Origin of the sequence: Glycomyces luteolus (assembly GCF_027622875.1) — a bacterium.
GTDB classification, from domain to species: Bacteria; Actinomycetota; Actinomycetes; order Mycobacteriales; family Micromonosporaceae; genus Glycomyces; species Glycomyces luteolus.
Window position 1 is genome coordinate 63,431 of record NZ_JAPZVP010000018.1, and the last position, 18,048, is coordinate 81,478.

The following is an 18,048-nucleotide window of genomic DNA, read 5'->3' on the forward strand; positions in this document are numbered from 1 at the left end:
CGACCGGGTGCGGAAATCGCGCGGGCGGCTAGAGGGCATGCCCCTTCCCACCCGCATCCGCCTCCGACCAACCTAAGAAATGAGACGACTCTCCCACACGGGTCCGACATCCCACTGGACGCGAGAGACCTCCGCGTCCGCTCACCGGGTGCTACTCGGCCAGGATCGGCCGTTCGATCGCGAAGGCCGGGTATCCGACGACCCGGTCGGGCCTGCCCACCGTGTCGGCCGACGTGGCCAGCGCGAGCTGGCGCGGGCGTCGTCCGGTGGCGTCGGCCCATGCGAGGGTCGCGCGCAGGGCGAACACGCCGCAGGCGTGCTGCGGGGCGATCTCGCGCGGGCGGAGGCTGCGGATGGCTTCGGCGGTGGCCGCGTCGATGCGTTCGGCGGTGGCCTGGTCGTGGAAGTGGGAGAGGTCGGTGGAGCAGATGACCACCGAGTCCTCGCCTGCCTCCTCGCGGAGCGCGGCGATGAGCCGGGCACCGTCCGGGGACTGGCCCATGCCGAAGGCCACGGGCGTGATCTCGATGTCGGGGCCGAGCGCGACCTGCAGGAACGGCAGCTGGACTTCCAGCGAGTGCTCGGCTTCGTGGGGCAGCCGCGAGGAGCCGACCACGCTGGTGGCGGCGACCGCGACTTCACCGAGCGGGGTCTCCCAGCGCGCGTACGGCGCGGCGGCGTCCCCGCGGAGCGGGTAGTGGTGGGAGGGGCCGACGAGGACCACGCGCTTGACGCGGCCGCGGTGGGCGGCGAGTCGGGCGTAGACCTCGGCGGCGACGGGCCCCGAGTACCGGTAGCCGGCGTGCGGCGCGATGTAGGCGGCGGCGAGCGGTTCGCTCACCGGTCCGGCGGCGTCGATGAGCCGCTCGATGTCGGCGCGGAGCTGCCCGGGGTCGGCCGGGTAGAAGCGTCCGGCCACGGCAGCGGCCCGTACGGTGTCTGATTTGATCGAAGGCATCGCAGGTCTTCCGGTGGTGGTTCCTATGGTCGGTGTGAAGGCTCTGGTCGGTGAGTCGGAATGTGGTCGTGCGCCGGTGCTCGTGTGGTTGACGGCGGGGCGACGCGGATCGGTTGCCGTTTGGGACCCCAGTCTCCCGCCGGTCCGTCGAAAACTCCGGGAACGTCCGCGCCGCAACCGTCGCACTGTCCACTATCCGACACCGCATAACGGGCAATTCGGTACCAATCCCGTGCGATGAGGGCTTCGCCACAGTTCACGCAAGTGGTGGTCTGGCCTTCGGGGTCGTGCGCGTTGCCGGTGTAGACGTACCGGAGTCCCGCGTCGAGGGCGATCCTCCTGGCCCGCTGGAGTGTCGCGGCCGGGGTCGGCGGCACGTCGCGCATCTTGAAGTCCGGGTGGAACGCCGTGAAGTGCAGCGGCACATCAGGACCGAGATGCTCGCCGATCCATGCGCACTCGGCCGCGATCTCGTCGTCCGAGTCGTTGTGCCCGGGAATGAGCAGCGTGGTGATCTCGGTCCACACGTCGGTCTCGTGCACCAGGTATTCGAGTGTATCGAGGACTGTCCTCAGTGAAGCGAAAGCGATCTTGCGGTAGAACTCCTCGGTGAACGCCTTGAGATCGATGTTCGCGGCGTCCATGTGCGCGTAGAGCTCTTGTCGCGCTTCAGGTCTGATGTACCCCGCCGAGACCGCCACGGCCTTGAGTCCGGCCTCGCGGGCCGCGTCCGCGCAATCGGCCGCGTATTCGAGGAACACCGTAGGGTCATTGTAGGTGAACGCGATCGACTTGCAGCCCAGTCGCTTCGCGGTCGTGGCGAGCGTCTCGGGCTCGGCCTCCGAAGCGAGCGTGTCGATCTCGCGGGATTTGGAGATGTCCCAGTTCTGGCAGAACCGGCAGGCCAGATTGCATCCGGCCGTGCCGAAGGAGAGTACCGGTGTGCCGGGCAGGAAGTGGTTGAGGGGCTTCTTCTCGATCGGGTCGATGCAGAACCCGGAGGAGCGCCCGTACGAGGTGAGCACGATCTGCTCGCCCTGGCGGGCCCGCACGAAGCACAGGCCGCGCTGGCCTTCGCGCAGGCGGCAGGCCCGGGGGCAGACGGTGCATTCGATGCGCCCGTCCTCGAGGGCGCGGTGGAAGCCGGTGCCGACGGTGAACGCGTCGGCGCCTTCGATCCGCGGCCTACGGGGAGTGAGGGTGACCATACTCACTACCGTAGCGCCCGTCCGGTTGCCGTTGCGTTTCGGCATGGACACGAGGAGCTTGCACGCGAAAGGGGTCGCGCTGCGACAGCGCGACCCCTAGCGGTCTTGACCCGCTCGGACCGGAGACCGGCCCGCCCGGACTAGTTCAGACGCTCGCCGGTGGCGGCGTGGAAGACGTGCTCGTGGCCCGGTTCCGGCACCACGTACACGGTCTCGGCCAGGCGCGGCACGTTGGCCGACTCGGTCCGGACGACGAAGCGCTCGGAGTCGCCGTTGTACGCGGCGTGGCCGTACACGTAGGCCTCCGAACCCAGCTCCTCGACGAGGTCGACCTCGATCGGGATGCCGCCGGAGCCTTCAGCGCCGAGCTTGCAGTGCTCGGGGCGGATGCCGATGGTGACCTTCTGGTCCCCGCCGTCCTGGGTGGCGGCGTCGCGGACCTCGCGCGAGAGCGGGAGGGTCACGTCGCCGAAGAGGCCTCCGGCCTCGGTCAGGCTGACGGTCTTCAGGTTCATGGCCGGGGAGCCGATGAAGCCGGCGACGAAGGTGTTCTTCGGCGCGTCGTACAGGGTGCGAGGAGTGTCGCACTGCTGCAGCAGGCCGTCCTTCATGACCGCGATGCGGTGGCCCATCGTCAGCGCCTCGACCTGGTCGTGGGTGACGTAGACGGTGGTGATGCCCAGGCGCTTCTGGAGCGAGGCGATCTGCGAACGGGTCTGGACGCGGAGCTTGGCGTCGAGGTTCGAGAGCGGCTCGTCCATGAGGAACACCTGCGGCTCGCGCACGATCGCGCGGCCCATGGCGACGCGCTGGCGCTGACCACCGGAGAGGGCCTTCGGCTTGCGGCCGAGGTAGTCGGTGAGGTCGAGGAGCTTGGCGGCGTCTTCCACCCGCTGCTTGATCTCGGTCTTCGGCATGCGGCGCAGCTTGAGGGCGAACGCCATGTTGTCGAAGACGGACATGTGCGGGTAGAGCGCGTAGTTCTGGAAGACCATCGCGATGTCGCGGGACTTCGGGGGGAGGTTCGACACGTCGGTGTCGTTGATGAAGATCGAGCCTTCGTCGACCTCTTCGAGGCCGGCGAGCATCCGGAGGGAGGTGGACTTGCCACAGCCGGAGGGGCCCACGAGGACGAGGAATTCGCCGTCCTGGATCTCGATGTCGAGCTTGTCGACGGCGGGCTTCTCGGTGCCGGGGTAGATGCGCGAGGCACCCGCGTACGTCACTGTTGCCATGATGTTCGGTCCCTTTCACTGGCAGGTACGTGCCAGACGATCCGTGGTAAAAGGCGGTTGTGTCATCACAGAGCGGGACCTTTGCCGGGGGCGGCGCGACCCTGCGCTGCGATCACGACCGCGTGATGCGCAGCACCGTGCGGTCGTGAGCTGAGCGTAGCCGCGAGGGAATGCCTTTGCCAAGTCGGCCCCGAACGTTTGTCCGGTTTCCGCGGAAGGTTTACCGAAACGTTATTCGACCCGCAGGGCCTGCAGGAGGGCCTCGTCGCCCGCCACATCGCAGATCCCGAACGGCAGTCGGCCCCACAGCGCCAAGGCGATGTCCGAGGCCGAGCCCGCCGCGCGGGCCTGGAGCTCGGTGCGCGAATCAGGCTGGTCGAGCAGCGCGACCCGGCCCTCGCGGAGGCGCACGAACCAGGTGGAGTCGGCGTCCTGGGCGAACAACTGCACGAGCCCGGTGGCCTCGGGATGGGCGCCGCGGCGCGCGCCGACCGGCAGGAACGCCTCGAACACCTCGCTGATCGCCTCGGCGGCCAGCGCGGCGGGGACGGGTGCGGTCGAGCCCACGGCCATCTGCACGTCCCAGCGGGCCAGTCCGGTGGCGACGGCGACGCGCCGGTGCCAGAACTCGGCCCGCCACTCCACCGGCGCCCACGTCCACGCGGGCGAGTCGGCCCCGCGCGCCTCGATCGCGTCGAGGACGGACGCCAATGCCTGGTCGTACACATCGAGGACGGCGGTGCCCTCGGCGGTGACGGGCGGCGGTTGTGGCAGGTCCTCGTCGTCGGTGGGGCGGGTGAACAGGGCTTCGACGGCCCAGCGGTATTCGCGGGCGAGTTCGAGGAGGATGCCGCCGACGGTCGAGTCGGGACGTGAGGGGGCGACGCGGCCGAGCGCCTCGGGGCCGCACGCCGAGCGCAGTCCCGCGGCCTCGGTCTTCAACTCGGTGAGGTAGTCGGTGATGCGCAGCTTAGCCATGGTGACCGCCGTTCCTCGTAGCCTGCGTAAAGCTTAGGCTTTCGGGCGTGACACACGCCAGCCCAACGTCGAGCGAGCAGTCCGCGAACGGCCCCATTCCGGGCAAATCTCTGAGCGAGTACACGACGCTGAGAATAGGAGGTCGGGCCCGCGAGCTGATCGAGGCCCACTCCTCTGTGGAGGCAGTGGAGGCCCTTCGCGCAGCGGAAGGTCCGACGCTCGTGCTCGCGGGCGGCAGCAACGTGGTGATCGGAGACGAGGGCTTCGACGGCACCGTGGTGGTGCTGCGAGGCGGCGGGATCGCCGAGTCCGGAGGCGTCGTCCGGGTCGAGGCCGGCCAGGTCTGGGACGAGTTCGTGGCTTGGACCGTTGAGAACGGCTTCTCAGGCGTCGAATGCCTCAGCGGCATCCCCGGTTCGGCCGGGGCGACGCCGATCCAGAACGTCGGCGCGTACGGCCAGGAGGTCGCGCAGACGATCGCGGCGGTGAACGTGTGGGACCGCGAGAAGGACGAGATCCGCGACTGGACCCCGGCCGAATGCCGGTTCGCTTACCGCCAGAGCGCCTTCAAGCACGAGGATCGGTACTTCGTGATGAGCGTCGATTTCCGCCTGGAGTCCTCGCCGCTCTCGCAGCCGGTCGCATACGCGGAGCTGGCAAGGCGAGTGGGCGTCGAGGTCGGCGAGCGGGTGCCGCTGGCGGAAGCCCGCAAGACGGTGCTGGGACTGCGCCGAGGCAAAGGCATGGTCCTCGACGAGAATGACCACGACACCTGGAGCGCGGGTTCGTTCTTCACCAACCCGATCATCGACGAGCACGTCTACCACGAGCTGGCGGAGAAGGCCGGAGGCGAACCCCCGCACTGGAACGTGGGCGACCAAGTCAAGGTCTCGGCCGCCTGGCTCATCGGAGCCGCAGGCTTCGAAAAGGGTTATCGGAGGGGGAACGTAAGCCTCTCGACCAAACACACTCTGGCCCTGACCAACCGAGGCGGCGCGAGCGCCACTGAACTTCTAGCGCTCGCATCCGAAGTAGCGGACAGGGTAGAGCAGGATTTCAGCATCCGCCTCCACCCAGAACCGGTCATGGTCAACGCAGCCCTCAAGTGACCAGTCGCCCCGCTACCGAAAATCCGCGCCTTCGCCAAGGCACAGCCGGGCAGCGGCGATGGAGTTAACGAGCCGGGGGTGTGGGGAATGCGCAGCGAGCCCCGTTACTTCGGGTCAACCTGAGATCGGTCGTCAGCAACGGCACCCGCCGCCACTCGGCGACCGCAATTGAGGCATCGACAGCGAGTCCTTCGCCGACGGTCATCGGCGATAGGCATCGCGCGATTCGAGAATGTCCTCGTAGCCGCATTAGATGCGAAATGCCTTCGCTTAGCGGAGAAGGGCGGCCGCTTCCAGGGCCGTGTACGTCGCGATGATGCCGGCGCCCGCCCGCTTGATGCTGGTCAGGGACTCCAGGATCGCCGCGTCGCGGTCGATCCAGCCGCGCTCGGCCGCTGCCACGATCTGGGCGTATTCACCGCTGATGTGGTAGGCCGCCACCGGGACCGGGCTGCGTTCCGCAGCCGCCTTCACGATGTCGAGATACGGGAGGGCGGGCTTGACCATGACGATGTCGGCGCCCTGCTGGATGTCGAGGTCGATCTCGTGGAGCGCCTCGGTGACGTTCGCGTTGTCCTGCTGGTAGGTGCGGCGGTCGCCCTGCAGCTGCGATTCGACCGCGTCACGGAACGGGCCGTAGAAGGCGCTGGCGTACTTCGCCGCGTAAGCCAGGACCCCCGTCTCGGAGTGGCCCGCTTCGTCAAGGGCCGCACGAACATAGCCGACCTGGCCGTCCATCATCCCCGAAGCGCCGAGCAGGTCAGCGCCCGACTCCGCCAGCGCCACACCCATCTCGGCGTAGCGCATGAGCGACGCATCGTTGTCCACAGTGCCGTCGGGGCGGAGCACGCCGCAGTGGCCGTGGTCGGTGAACTCGTCGAGGCACAGGTCGGGGATGACAACGAGGTCGTCGCCGATCTCCTCGCGGATCGCCCGGGTCGTGACGTTGAGGATGCCGTCCGGATCGGTTGCGGCCGAACCGATCGCGTCGCGCACCGCCGGGATGCCGAAGGGCATGAGCCCGCCGATCCCGGCCCGTGCGGCCTCGACCGCGAGCTTGCGGACCGAGTCCACGGAGTGCTGGTACACGCCGGGCATCGAGGCGATCTCGATCGGCTCGTGGAGGCCTTCCTTGACGAACACCGGCAGGACCAGGTCCGACGGATGGACGCGCGTCTCGGCTACGAGACGGCGAAGGGCCGCAGTGCGTCGCAGCCTCCGAGGACGGATGACCGGGAACTCGGGACTGTTCGGCACTGCGACCACTTCCTTACGTCTGTCTTCGCTAACGGAACCTCAGGGCCGTCGGCCCCTGGATCTTCTGGCCCCGGCGGGTCTTGATCGGGCCCTCGGCCAGGCGCTGCTTGAGCTCCATGGCGTACTCGGCGAGCGCCTCGATGAGGTCCGGCACGGAGGCGTTGTCGGGCTTGGCGTCGACGCGGAGGCCGAACTCAGTCGCCGTGTCGGCGGTCGCCGGGCCGATGCACGCGACGACGGTGCGCTGGTGCGGCTTGCCCGCGATGCCGACGAGGTTCCGGACCGTGGAGGACGAGGTGAACAGCACCGCGTCGAACCCGCCGGACTTGATGGCGTCGCGGATGTCCGCGGCCGGCGGCGAGGCGCGCACCGTGCGGTACGCGGTCACGTCGTCGACCTCCCAGCCGCGCTCGGACAGGCCCGAGACCAGGGTCTCGGTGGCGATGTCGGCGCGCGGCAGCAGGACCCGGCCGACCATGTCGAGGATCGGGTCGTGCGGCGGGAAGACCTCGAGGAGGCCCTCGGAGGACTGCTGGCCGGTGGGGATGAGCTCGGGCTCGATGCCGAACTCGCGCACCGCGTCCGCGGTGGCCTCGCCGATGCACGCGATGCGCAGGCCGCCGAAGGCGCGCGCGTCGAGGCCGTGCTCCTTGAACTTCTCCCAGATGGCCTTCACCGAGTTCTGGCTGGTGAAGACGATCCAGGCGTAGCGGCCGTCGACGAGGCCCTTGATGGCCCGCTCCATCTGGGCGGGCGTGCGGGGCGGCTCGACGGCGATGGTCGGAACCTCGCACGGGATCGCTCCGTAGGCGCGCAGGCGCTCGGACATGATGCCGGCCTGCTCCTTGGTGCGCGGGATGAGGACCTTCCAGCCGTAGAGCGGGCGGCCCTCCCACCAGGCGAGTTCGTGGCGGTCGTCGACGCCGGGGCCGATGGTGAGCACGACCTGCCCGGCGTAGCCGAGGGCGGCCTCCACAAAGGTGTCCACAGAGGATGTGGTGGTGTACTCGGTCTCGCCGGTCGCGTCGCCGGTGACGGCCACGGCCGTCTCGCCCGAGACGCCGCCCGCGAGCAGGATGTCGCGCAGCGAGGAGAGGTCGGAGACGTCGGCGGTGACGGTGAGGCTGCCCCGCTTGATCGCGTCGGCGATCACGAGCGGCTCGATGGAGGCGATGTCGTCGATGTCGATGACCGTGCGGATCTCCCCGGGCGGCATGCCCGCGTACACCGCGACGGCCTGCGCGTGACTCATGCCCGGGATGACCTCGAAGCGGGCCTGCTCGGCGCTGGCGGCCTTGATCTCGGCCTTGGCCAGCCGGTTCGGGTACGCGTCGCCGACGATGAGGCGGGCGATGTTCTCGCCTTCGCGCGCGGCGGCGGCCATGAGCTTGCCCTGGTCGCTCGGGGAGGACTCGATGAGCTTGATCTTCGAGTCGTCCCCGTTGAGCTCCTTGGCGGTCTCGATGAGCGACTGCGGGAGCGACCGGTCGTAGTAGACCCGGTCGGCCTCGCGGATCGCGTCGAGGGCGCGCTTGGTCAGCAGTCCCGGGTCGCCTGGGCCGGTCCCGACGAAACGCACGCGGCCCACCGGCTTACGGGCACTGGTCATGTTCTCTCCATCAACAGTCGTCTAGAGCTTGGGTCTAACTTCAATAGTTGCTCGGCACCGGCCTCGAGGAGGTCCTCGGCCAACGCTCGCCCCACGGCGGCGGCACGGGCGGCCAGTTCGTCGGCGCCCGCATCGCCCGTGTCGGGGAGAGCGGCGGTGGTCGAGAGCCGCTCGATGACGGAACCGTCCTCGGCACCGACGGCCCCTCGCAGATACAGATCGACCTCGCCCGGCGAGGCGCCTTCGGCGACATCGGCGAGTGCGGCGACGGGAGCGCTGCATCCGGCTTCGAGTCGTTGCAGAAGGGCGCGTTCGGCGGCGACGGCGGCCTGTGCGTACCGGTCGTTGAGCTTACTTGAGATCCGCGCAGATGTCATGTCGGCTTTGCGGCATTCGACCGCCAATGCCCCTTGTGCTGGGGCGGGAAGCATCACTAGCGGGTCCAGGTATTCCGTGATCTCCGCCTGGCGTCCGATGCGCTTGATGCCGGCCGCCGCGAGGATCACCCCATCGAGGTCGTCGCCGACGCGGCCGATGCGGGTGTCGATGTTGCCGCGGATCGGCACGCACTCGAACCCGCGCCCCAAGGCGTTCAGCTGGGCGATGCGCCGGGGCGAACCGGTCCCGATCCGCGCACCCGGTCCCAGGTCGGAGAGGGTGCGGCCGTCGGACGCGATGAGCACGTCGCGCGGATCGGCGCGCGGCGGCACGCTGACGACGAGGTGCTCGGGCTGGGCCGTCGGCAGGTCCTTGTAGGAGTGGACGGCGATGTCGATCTCCTCGCGCTCCAGCGCGTCGCGCAGCTGGTTGACGAAGACCCCCACGCCGAGCTGAGCGACTGGCACCGTCGTGCCGTCTCCTGTGGTCTTGATCTCGACGAGCTCGACCCGCTCCCCCGTGAGGCGCGCGATCTCGTCCGCGATCATCCCGCTCTGCGCGAGCGCGAGCTTCGATCCCCTGGTCCCGACTCGGATCACAGGTGCGTTCCCTTCTTAAGGCCGGCGCGGCGAAGGCGCTCCGGGCTGCTGTGGGGCGGTGCCGAGGGTGTTGCGTTCATCGGTCGCAGGGACCGGATTGACTTTGAGGGCTTCCGCCAGGTCGCCGCTCTGCGGTTCGGCGACGGCGGCCGCGTCGAGCGCGAACAGGTCGCGCAGGGCGCGGGCGTAGTCGGGCGCCCCGGGCTGCCCGGCGAGTTCGCGCACGCGCACGGTGGGCTCGTGGAGGAGCCGCTGGACCACGCGGTGGACGGTGCGGGCGAGCTCGGCGCGCTGGTCGTCGGTGAAGTCGCCGCGGCGGGCGACGCGGGCGAGCTCGGCCTCGACGATGTCGGCGGCGGCCGATCGCAGGGCGGCGACGGTGGGGGTGACGGTGTCGGCGCGCAGGCCCTCGTTGTAGGCCGCGATCTCCTCGGCGAGCAGGGCCTCGACCTCGGCGAGCGTGTCGGCGGCGGCACCGGCGGCGTCGGCGCGCTGGATCTCGGCGATGTCGACGACGTGCACGCCGTCGAGCTTCGCCACGTCCTCGGCGACGTCCTTGGGCAGGGCGAGGTCGCAGACGACGAGCGGCGCGGTGCGGCCGGCGAGGTGGGCGGCGCGCAGGATCGGCTCGGGCGAGGAGGTCGCGCACACGAGCAGGTCCACTTGCGCGGCAAGGGAAGTCAGGTCGTCGTAGGCGGCGGCCTCGGCGTCCCAGACGGACGCGAGGCGCTCGGCCTTCTCGCGGTCGCGGTTGGCGACCTTGAGGGATTTGACGCCGGAGCGCGCGAGGGTCGCGGTGGCGAGACTGCCCATGGCCCCGGCGCCGACGACGGCGGCGCGGGCCTGGGTGAGGCCGTTCGCGAAACCGGTACGGGCGAGCTCGCGCTCGGCGAGTTCGAGGGCGGCGGTGACGACGGAGGGCGCGGCGGCGTCGACGTCGGTCTCGGCGTGGATCCGCTTGCCGACGCGCAGGGCCTGCTGGAAGAGCTCGTGGAGGTGGCGGCCGACCTGGTCGGCCTCGCGCGCGGTCTCGTAGGCGTCGCGCAGCTGGCCGAGGATCTGGGGCTCGCCCGCGACCATGGAGTCGAGGCCGGCGGCGACCCGGAAGGCGTGGGCGGCGGCGTCGGCGCCGTGGCGCACGTACCCGCAGGACGCGAAGTCGAGCTCGGCGTCGGAGTCGCCGAGACCCCAGACGCGGTGGAGCTCGTCGACGATCGCGGAGAGGCCTCCGTGGAAGGTGGCGGAGGTGGCGTACACCTCGACGCGGTTGCAGGTGGAGAGCACCACGGCCTCACGGACCTCGCCGCCGCGCAGGAGCGAGCGCGAGAGGTCCGCGGCGGCCTCGGGGCCCACCGCGAGGCGCTCCAGGGTCTCCACCGCGGCACTGCGATGCGAGATGCCGACTACCAGGAGGTTCACTTCACCGTTCCCGTCTCTTGGCCCTGCTCATTTACGTGACCGCTCATTTACGTCTCCGCAAGCGGTCGACGTTACCGCTCATTTACGAGCGCTCGATGGCGTTCGCCCGGCCGATGGTCTTGTGGTGTTCGTGGAAGGAGAGGATCTGCAGCTCGACGGCCAGGTCGACCTTGCGGACCGCCACGCCCTGCGGCACGGCGAGCACACACGGCGCGAAGTTGAGAATGCTTGTGACACCAGCATCTACGAGAAGGTCGGCCACATGTTGGGCGGCCGCTCCGGGTGTGGCGATGACCCCTATGTTGATGCCTTCGTCACGTACCGCCCCGGCCAGGAGCGTCACGTCGCGCACTCGGATCCCGTCCAAGTCCTTCCCAATGATGCCCGGGTCGGCGTCGAAGAGGCCAACGATGTCGAAGCCCCTTTCAGAGAACCCGGGGTATCTGGCCAGGGCTTGGCCCAGGTGGCCGAGGCCGATGATGGCCACGCGGGAGTCTTTGGTGAGTCCGAGCACACCTGCGATGTAGGCCGCGAGCGCGGCCACGTTGTAGCCGACGCCGCGCATCCCGGAGGCGCCGAGCTGGGAGAGGTCCTTGCGGAGCATCGCCGAGTTGACGCCGGTGGCGGCCGCGAGGGTTTCAGAGGAGACGGTCTCGATGCCCGACTCTCCGAGCGAGCTGAGCGCCCGCAGGTATTCGGGCAGGCGCCTGACCGTCGCGGCCGGCAGGTCGGCGGCCGCGGCGGGAGGGCCGCTGGGGGCCCGGTGGTCGGTGCCTTCGCCGGTGGTCGTCAATGGTGGAACTCCAGGTCCGCTAGTTCCGCGCCGCCGTTCACCGGCGCGCAACCCAGCTTAGGAGGTGGACCGTGGGGGAGCTCGCACAGGCGGCGCTAACCAGCGCCGGACGCGACTCGGCGGCTCGCGGGACCGGTGCGGTACACCCCCGTAACACTGGGATAGATCCCAGCTGTACCGAAACCGTAGATTCCCGGCGAGCCGCCGTCTGGATCGATTTTGCCCTAAAAGACCGGGGATGCCCGTAAATCAGTTATTTTCGGCGCGTCGCGCTCGGTGTCGAGTCTCGTGGAGTTCGTCACGGCTTCGCGGGGGAGGCGAGATCGCGTTCGAGGCGCGGGACGTCCACGTCCCAGTAGCTGTGCTCGCGGCCGTCGAGGAGCACCACCGGCAGCCGGTCGCCGTATTCGCGCGCCAACACAGCGTCATCGGCGACGTCGACCTCGGTCCAGCCGACACCCGTTTCGCGCGCCACCCGGGCCAGATCGGCGCGCGCGGCGCCGCACAGGTGGCAATCCCTTGTAGTCAACAGCGTCAGCCTGTTCACCCTGCTCCCTCCGGGAATCAGAAGATCGCACAGTCTGTGCGACACCCTCTGTCATTCCTCGATCACTATTGAGCCAGAACCGGTCCGCGAACGCGGACCTCCAAACATTTGGGGAGGTAATGGTGGGATTCCGCCCCCGTGAAGAAGGGTACGTCGGCGCGCCGGGCGAGCACCGACATCACCTGCATCCAACCCGTCACCGAACGCGACACGCCGAACGTAAATCCGCGTCGGCGGCCTTCTTGATTTCTAGACTCAGGCGGGTCAGTCCCTGCGGGACCCGATCGCATGACTCGACCCGACCCCTCACACGAGGAGGCCACTAGTGCCCGGTATTGCACCAGCAATGTCTGTGCTCATTCATGGCTCGAAAGCTTCGCCAAGGGTGCCCTACGCGAACCACCACACCGCAATGCTCACTGCAGATCTCGTCCCTTACATGTACGGCGGCAGCGCCATCGTCGAGAACCTGACGCGGCTGCCCGCCCCGACCTTCGAACGGCTCCGGCAGGCCGTGTGGACCGTCCTGAGCCTCGGCACCGGCACCGCCGAGCAGCACCACGTGCGCCCCGGCAGCAGTATGGGCGCCGGCGCGACCGAGGCCTCCAGCCCCGAGCAGCACGACCCGAGCACCGACCAGGTGGACGGCGACGAGGTGGCCGATCTGGTGGCGCGCGCGCAGGACGGCGACCCGAACGCGTTCGGCGAGATCTACGACCGCTACAGCGAGACGGTCTACCGCTACATCTACTTCCGGGTGAACAACGCCCAGCTGGCGGAGGACCTCGCCTCCGAGACCTTCCTGCGGGCGCTGCGCCGCATCTCCAGCTTCAGCTGGCAGGGCCGGGCCTTCGGGGCCTGGCTGGTGACGATCGCGCGGAACCTGGTCGTCGACCACTTCAAGTCCGGCCGCTACCGGCTCGAGATCGTCAAGCCCGACGTCCTGGGGACCGACTCCCCCGAGACCGACCCGACCACCTCCCCCGAGACCGCCGCGCTGGAGAAGCTCACCAACGCCACCCTCCTCACCGCGGTCAAGAAACTCAACCCGGACCAGCAGGAATGCATCGTGCTGCGGTTCCTGCAGGGGTTCACCGTCGCCGAGACCGCCCGCACCATGGGCAAGAACGAAGGCGCGGTCAAGGCGCTCCAGTACCGGGCCGTGCGGACCCTCGCACGACTATTGCCGGACGGCTTCCGAGGCTGAAGTAGGCGTTTCCGATCCCTTTTCCATCTCCACCACCGACCGCTCAGGCTGCTGTCGGAAAAGCGACAAAAACCCGTCTCCGCGGGCTCCGGCCCGCCAACTCGTCATCAAGGGTCCGCCGGGCGATGCCCGGCCGGACCGACACTGCCAGGTCAGGGCCTTCTACCGGCCCTTTGCCGCCGTGGAATCGAACGGCGAGGCGGACAAAGTGGTCTGCGTCGCAAGGTTCTCGGCGAACCGTAACCTCAGGGGCTACTCGTGCGTTGTTCTCAGTACAGGAGCAGGATCCATGCAGTGAGAGGGGGTGTGCCCGGTGACTTTGAACCCTATGGAGCGCCGTCGTGCGGAGGAATTCGCGCGGCTGCTTGACTCCGAGGACCCCTCCCTCCCTCACCAGCGCGGCAGCGCTGATACATCGGACGCGTCATCAGAAGCGTTCGCCGAACTCGTCGGCGTCACCGAAAGACTCGGCGGTCTCAGCGAGCAGCTCATGGCCGCGACCCGGCCGTCGCAGCACTGGCAGGACGCCACGAGGCGGCGTCTCATGGCCGTCGCCGCAGAAGAAGGCATCGGCGTCACCGCCAGAGCGCGCGCCAGCGCCGCCGTGCCCGAGACCACGCGGGCCCCGGTGCTCGACGACATGTTCCCGCGCCGCCCGCGCGGCGGGCGCCGCCTCGCGATCGTGGCGGCCCTGCTCACCGGCACCGTGGCCGTCTCCGGGGTCTCAGCGGCCTCGGGCGACGCGCTGCCGGGCGAGACGCTGTACGGGGTCAAGCGCTCCACCGAGCGGGCGCAGCTCGCCTTGGCGGGCAACGATCTCGGGCGGGCGCAGCTGTATCTGGAGTTCGCTCGCACGCGTATCCAGGAGGCCTCCGAGGTCGTCGGCGACGACGCAGCGGTCGCGAGCGCGCTGAGCGACGCCACCGGAGAGCTGCGCAGCGGCACCGCGCTGCTGGGCGAGATCGCCGTGGAGAGCGGAGACCCGGCACCGCTCGACTACGTCGACCTGTTCACCAACGAGCACCGCTGGGTGCTCGAGGACCTGGTGGCCGAGCTCGACGGCGAAGCGCTGACCGCGGGCGAGGAACTGGTCGCGGTGCTCGAGGCCGCGGCGGTCCGGTCCGTGGAGCTGCGCGGCGCGCTCGACTGCACCGAGGCCGGCGGGGAGACCGACGCGCTCGGCCCGATCCCGGGCTCGTGTGTGAAGGACGCCGTGGACGCGGCCGCTCCGGACGAGCCGGGCGCCACCGATGGCGACGAGAACGGTGCGGCGGAGACCGGCGGCGGCGAGGCCACCGGTGCGGCCGACGGCGAGCCGGAGCCCGCGACGGGCGGCGACCCGGCCCCGGGCAGTGAAGCGCCGCAGACGGATCCGATCACAGGCGGCCCGACGGACCCGGCGACCACGGGCGAGCCGAACGCCGAGACCGAGGACGACGAAGTCCTCGGCGAACTGACCGGGATCATCTCGGACCTGTTCGAATGACGTGAACATGCACGGTGCGGAGTAGCGGGCCGGGAAGCCGAAGGGCTCCCGGCCCGCCGTGTCGGCGGCTGCGAAACCGCCCACGCCGCTCTCCGCTTCCCAACGCACGTAACTGGGCCCACACTGGAAATTCACCGGGGTCGCGTCCTGGCGTTACAGGCCGTCTGCCTGAGGCTTGTAGGCTTTTAGAGTGTCTGAGATCGAGGCTTCCTTCACCGCCTCCGCCACGCCCCTTCCACGAACCGTGCGGGCTGGCGGCACCGCGCTGACCCATTCCGTCGTCGTCGAGCCCGCCGCGCCGGGAGACGACGAGCTCGCCCACCTCCCCACCGCCGCCTTCTTCGACGTCGACAACACCCTCATGCACGGCGCCTCCACCTACTGGCTCGCCCGCGCCCTCGCCAAGCACGGCGTGCTCTCGGGCCGCGACATCCTCAACTTCGCCTGGAAGCAGGCCCGCTTCAAGTTCGGCGCCGAGAACCACGGGCACATCTCCTCGGTCAAGTCCTCCGCGCTCGAGCTCGTCGCCGGGTTCCCCGTCGACGAGATGCGCAAGATCTGCGAAGAGGTCGTCGACCGCGACATCTCGCCGCGCATCCTCGCGCCCGTGCGCCGCCTCGCCGAACGCCACCTCGAGTCCGACCAGGAGGTGTGGCTGGTGACGGCCAGCCCGGTCGAGCTCGCCGGGGTCCTCGCCTCGCGCCTCGGGCTCACCGGGGCGCTCGGCACCATCGCCGAGATCGAGGACGGCTGCTACACCGGCCGCCTCGTCGGCGACCTCATGCACGGCCCCGCGAAGGCCGACGGCATCGCCCAGCTCGCGGACGAGCGCGGCCTCAACCTGGAGCAGTGCACGGCCTACTCGGACTCGGCGAACGACCTGCCGATGCTGCGCAAAGTGGGGCGGGCCATCGCCGTCAACCCGGACACGCGACTCGCCCGCCAGGCCCGCCACTACGGCTGGCCCGTCCTCGACTACCGCCGCGGCCGCCGCGCCGCGAAGCTCGCGCTTCCGACCGCGGCCGCCGCCGGTGTGGGCGCGGGCCTGCTGTACCTCTACAAGTCCCGCGAGCGGGACTAGCCGCAGCCCTCGACCGTGCCGGTAGCAGAATAGGGCGAATGGACACCGCACAGCGGCTCACCCTCGCGGGGACGGCGATACTCGCCGTCGCCTGGCTCGCCTGGCCCTCCCCCGACCGGCCCGAGAGCGCCGCCGTGCCCGAGACCGCGCCGACGGTGTGGGAGACCTGGGACGCCGAACCTGTCGACCTGCCCGGTCAGATCGACGGCCTCGCCTGGACCCCGCTCACCGTCCTCGACAGCGCCCCCGGCGTCAACGCGCTCCTCGGCACCGACGAGGCCGGGAACCTGCTCTATGTGGAGCGGACCGCCGAGGGCGAGGCCTCGATCGAGGTCGTCGCCGAACCAGGCGGCGTGCCCGGGATCGTCGCCGCGGCGGCCACCGATGAGCGGTTCGCGTGGCTCCAGTCGGTGCCCGATACGCAGGGCAGGGTCGTCTCCGAACTGTGGACGGCCGAACGAGGCGCCGACGGCAGGCCCGGCGAGGCCGCGCTCCTGACGGCCGACACCGGCGACGTCGTCACCGCCGGCAGCGCCTACGACCTCCAGTTCGCCGCCGAAGGGCTGCACTGGCTCTCGACCGCGCGCAGCGAAGCGCTCGTCACGGAGCACCGGTCGATCAGCGTCGACGGCGGCGAGGTCGAGATCGTGGGCCACCGCGGCGCGTGGCAGGCCACCGCATGGCCGTGGCTCGCCAGCGCCGGATCCGACTCGCTGGGCGGGGCGCAGCTCGTGCGCACCGACACCGGCGCGGGCGTCAAGGTGTTCTCCGGGTCCGATGAGCTGACGCTGTGCTCGGCCACCTGGTGCCGCCTGATCGTGACCGCCGAGGACGGCTCGCGCGTCGACCTCGTCCGTCCAGACGGGAGCAGTAGGACCACGGTCGCCGAGGGCTTCACGTCCGCGGTGTCGCCCGACGTCGGGCTCATCGACCGGTTCGAGCCGCTCGCGGAGTCCAAGGCCGCCACCGGTGACGGGACCACGTTGACGCTCTTCGACCTCCAGGAGGGCGCCGAGTACCTCGTCGCCTCCAGCGCGGGCGAGACCGGCGCCGACGCCAAGTGCCTGTGGTGGTCGACCGGGACGGGCGAACTGCTCGAGTGGCACGTGCTTGACCTCACGGACCTGGCTTAATGCGAGGCGTCCACGCACCGGGCACGGGTAACGTCGATGCCGTGACCACACCTGGAGACTTGAGCGCACCGCAGGAGGGCCCGGCACGGCCCGAGATCATGGGTGTCCTCAATGTCACCCCCGACTCGTTCTCCGACGGCGGGCGCTATCTCGATTTCAGCGACGCGGTGGCGCACGGCGAGCAGATGGGCGCCGAAGGGGCCGACCTGATCGACGTAGGCGGCGAGTCGACGCGGCCCGGCGCCGACCGCGTGGATCCCGCGACCGAGATCGGGCGCGTGGTGGACGTGGTGGCGGCGCTGTCCGAACGGGGCCTTGCCGTCTCGATCGACACGACCCGGGCGGCGGTGGCCGCTGCGGCCATCGAGGCCGGCGCGAGCGTCGTCAACGACGTCTCGGGCGGCCTGGCCGACCCGGACATGGCGCGGGTCGTCGCCGACACCGGCGTGCGGTGGGTGCTCATGCACTGGCGCGGCCATTCGGCGGACATGCAGCGGCTCCAGCACTACGAGAACGTGGTCGCGGATGTGAAGGCCGAGCTGGAGGACCGGGTCGAGGCGGCCCTGGACTCCGGTGTGGACCGCTCGAAGCTGATCCTCGACCCCGGGCTCGGCTTCGCGAAGTCGGCCGAGCACAACTGGCGGCTCTCGGCGCACCTGGACGAGTTCGTGGCCCTGGGGTATCCGGTGCTGTTCGGCTCCTCCCGGAAGTCGTATCTCGGGAAGCTCCTCGAGGACGAGAGCGGGAAGCCGCGCCCGGTCGGCCAGCGGGAGGCGGCGACGCTCGCGACTTCTGTCCTGGCGTTCGAGGCGGGCGTGTGGGGCGTGCGGGTCCACGACGTGGCCGGGACGGCCGACGCGCGGGCCGTGTGGATGGCCACGCGCCGGGCCCGATAGGGCTGACAGATCACTGACAGCCCGACGGCACATTGACGTTGACAGCGCGCTGACCAGGCTCGGGACAGCTCACCGATCGGATCGGTGGGATTGCGTACCCATCTCGGAACTTGGAACAGCGGTTGCGGTTTCGCCTGTCTCACCCGTAGCATTCG

The 18,048-nt window shown here is 69.8% G+C and carries 16 protein-coding genes; 6 read left to right on the forward strand and 10 right to left on the reverse strand.

Annotated features, from left to right (window positions below):
- Nucleotides 1-151: 151 nt before the first annotated feature.
- The 4 genes from amrB to O1R50_RS20385 form a co-directional block, all read right to left on the reverse strand.
- A complete protein-coding gene (gene amrB, locus O1R50_RS20370; RefSeq protein WP_270112020.1) occupies nt 152-958 on the reverse strand; it encodes an AmmeMemoRadiSam system protein B in 807 nt (268 codons plus the stop codon).
- A 23-nt stretch (nt 959-981) separates the two neighbouring features.
- Nucleotides 982-2,166, reverse strand: coding sequence for an AmmeMemoRadiSam system radical SAM enzyme (gene amrS, locus O1R50_RS20375; protein ID WP_270112021.1), 1,185 nt, complete (start codon nt 2,164-2,166; stop codon nt 982-984).
- A 140-nt stretch (nt 2,167-2,306) separates the two neighbouring features.
- On the reverse strand, nt 2,307-3,401 hold the full coding sequence (locus O1R50_RS20380; RefSeq protein ID WP_270112022.1) for an ABC transporter ATP-binding protein: 1,095 nt from the start codon (nt 3,399-3,401) through the stop codon (nt 2,307-2,309).
- Between the two features lie 231 nt (nt 3,402-3,632).
- Complete coding sequence (locus tag O1R50_RS20385) at nt 3,633-4,379, reverse strand: hypothetical protein (RefSeq protein WP_270112023.1); 747 nt, start codon at nt 4,377-4,379, stop codon at nt 3,633-3,635.
- A gap of 47 nt (nt 4,380-4,426) precedes the next feature.
- Between O1R50_RS20385 and O1R50_RS20390 the strand changes: the two genes are divergently transcribed.
- Entirely contained in the window at nt 4,427-5,488 is a 1,062-nt protein-coding gene (locus O1R50_RS20390; RefSeq protein WP_270112024.1) for a UDP-N-acetylmuramate dehydrogenase, read from the forward strand.
- Nucleotides 5,489-5,758: 270 nt separating this feature from the next.
- Here O1R50_RS20390 and hemB read toward each other — a convergent pair whose 3' ends face one another.
- From hemB to O1R50_RS20420, 6 genes are all read right to left on the reverse strand, one after another.
- The gene (gene hemB, locus O1R50_RS20395; protein WP_270112025.1) at nt 5,759-6,745 is read right to left on the reverse strand and encodes a porphobilinogen synthase; all 987 of its coding nucleotides are present in this window, start codon (nt 6,743-6,745) and stop codon (nt 5,759-5,761) included.
- A gap of 28 nt (nt 6,746-6,773) precedes the next feature.
- Nucleotides 6,774-8,354: a bifunctional uroporphyrinogen-III C-methyltransferase/uroporphyrinogen-III synthase gene (locus O1R50_RS20400; RefSeq protein WP_270112026.1), complete on the reverse strand. Its 1,581-nt coding sequence runs from the start codon at nt 8,352-8,354 to the stop codon at nt 6,774-6,776.
- Nucleotides 8,351-9,331 carry a hydroxymethylbilane synthase gene (gene hemC, locus O1R50_RS20405; protein ID WP_270112027.1) on the reverse strand — a complete coding sequence of 327 codons (981 nt, stop codon included), beginning with the start codon at nt 9,329-9,331 and terminating at the stop codon, nt 8,351-8,353. The genes O1R50_RS20400 and hemC overlap by 4 nt, the downstream gene beginning before the upstream one ends.
- A 15-nt stretch (nt 9,332-9,346) precedes the next feature.
- A complete protein-coding gene (locus tag O1R50_RS20410) occupies nt 9,347-10,750 on the reverse strand; it encodes a glutamyl-tRNA reductase (RefSeq protein ID WP_270112028.1) in 1,404 nt (467 codons plus the stop codon).
- 82 nt (nt 10,751-10,832) lie between these two features.
- The gene (locus O1R50_RS20415; protein WP_270112029.1) at nt 10,833-11,543 is read right to left on the reverse strand and encodes a redox-sensing transcriptional repressor Rex; all 711 of its coding nucleotides are present in this window, start codon (nt 11,541-11,543) and stop codon (nt 10,833-10,835) included.
- A gap of 298 nt (nt 11,544-11,841) precedes the next feature.
- Nucleotides 11,842-12,108: a glutaredoxin family protein gene (locus O1R50_RS20420; protein WP_408612764.1), complete on the reverse strand. Its 267-nt coding sequence runs from the start codon at nt 12,106-12,108 to the stop codon at nt 11,842-11,844.
- 394 nt (nt 12,109-12,502) lie between these two features.
- Between O1R50_RS20420 and O1R50_RS20425 the strand changes: the two genes are divergently transcribed.
- From O1R50_RS20425 to folP, 5 genes are all read left to right on the forward strand, one after another.
- Nucleotides 12,503-13,297 (forward strand): ECF subfamily RNA polymerase sigma factor, BldN family, encoded by a 795-nt coding sequence (locus O1R50_RS20425; RefSeq protein WP_270112031.1) that lies wholly within the window; start codon nt 12,503-12,505, stop codon nt 13,295-13,297.
- A 313-nt stretch (nt 13,298-13,610) separates the two neighbouring features.
- Entirely contained in the window at nt 13,611-14,783 is a 1,173-nt protein-coding gene (locus O1R50_RS20430; RefSeq protein ID WP_270112032.1) for a DUF5667 domain-containing protein, read from the forward strand.
- 190 nt (nt 14,784-14,973) lie between these two features.
- Nucleotides 14,974-15,864, forward strand: coding sequence for an HAD family hydrolase (locus O1R50_RS20435; protein WP_270112033.1), 891 nt, complete (start codon nt 14,974-14,976; stop codon nt 15,862-15,864).
- Between the two features lie 38 nt (nt 15,865-15,902).
- Nucleotides 15,903-16,997, forward strand: a complete 1,095-nt coding sequence (locus O1R50_RS20440) for a hypothetical protein (protein WP_270112034.1) — start codon at nt 15,903-15,905, stop codon at nt 16,995-16,997.
- A gap of 98 nt (nt 16,998-17,095) precedes the next feature.
- Complete coding sequence (gene folP, locus O1R50_RS20445) at nt 17,096-17,893, forward strand: dihydropteroate synthase (protein ID WP_408612765.1); 798 nt, start codon at nt 17,096-17,098, stop codon at nt 17,891-17,893.
- The last annotated feature ends 155 nt before the right edge of the window (nt 17,894-18,048 follow it).

Coding starts and splice junctions, on each gene's coding strand:
- O1R50_RS20400 (WP_270112026.1), bottom strand. CDS start 8,354: ATGACCAGTGCCCGTAAGCCGGTGGGCCGCGTGCGTTTCGTCGGGACC.
- O1R50_RS20380 (WP_270112022.1), bottom strand. CDS start 3,401: ATGGCAACAGTGACGTACGCGGGTGCCTCGCGCATCTACCCCGGCACC.
- amrS (WP_270112021.1), bottom strand. CDS start 2,166: ATGGTCACCCTCACTCCCCGTAGGCCGCGGATCGAAGGCGCCGACGCG.
- O1R50_RS20385 (WP_270112023.1), bottom strand. CDS start 4,379: ATGGCTAAGCTGCGCATCACCGACTACCTCACCGAGTTGAAGACCGAG.
- O1R50_RS20440 (WP_270112034.1), top strand. CDS start 15,903: ATGGACACCGCACAGCGGCTCACCCTCGCGGGGACGGCGATACTCGCC.
- amrB (WP_270112020.1), bottom strand. CDS start 958: ATGCCTTCGATCAAATCAGACACCGTACGGGCCGCTGCCGTGGCCGGA.
- O1R50_RS20425 (WP_270112031.1), top strand. CDS start 12,503: ATGCTCACTGCAGATCTCGTCCCTTACATGTACGGCGGCAGCGCCATC.
- folP (WP_408612765.1), top strand. CDS start 17,096: ATGGGTGTCCTCAATGTCACCCCCGACTCGTTCTCCGACGGCGGGCGC.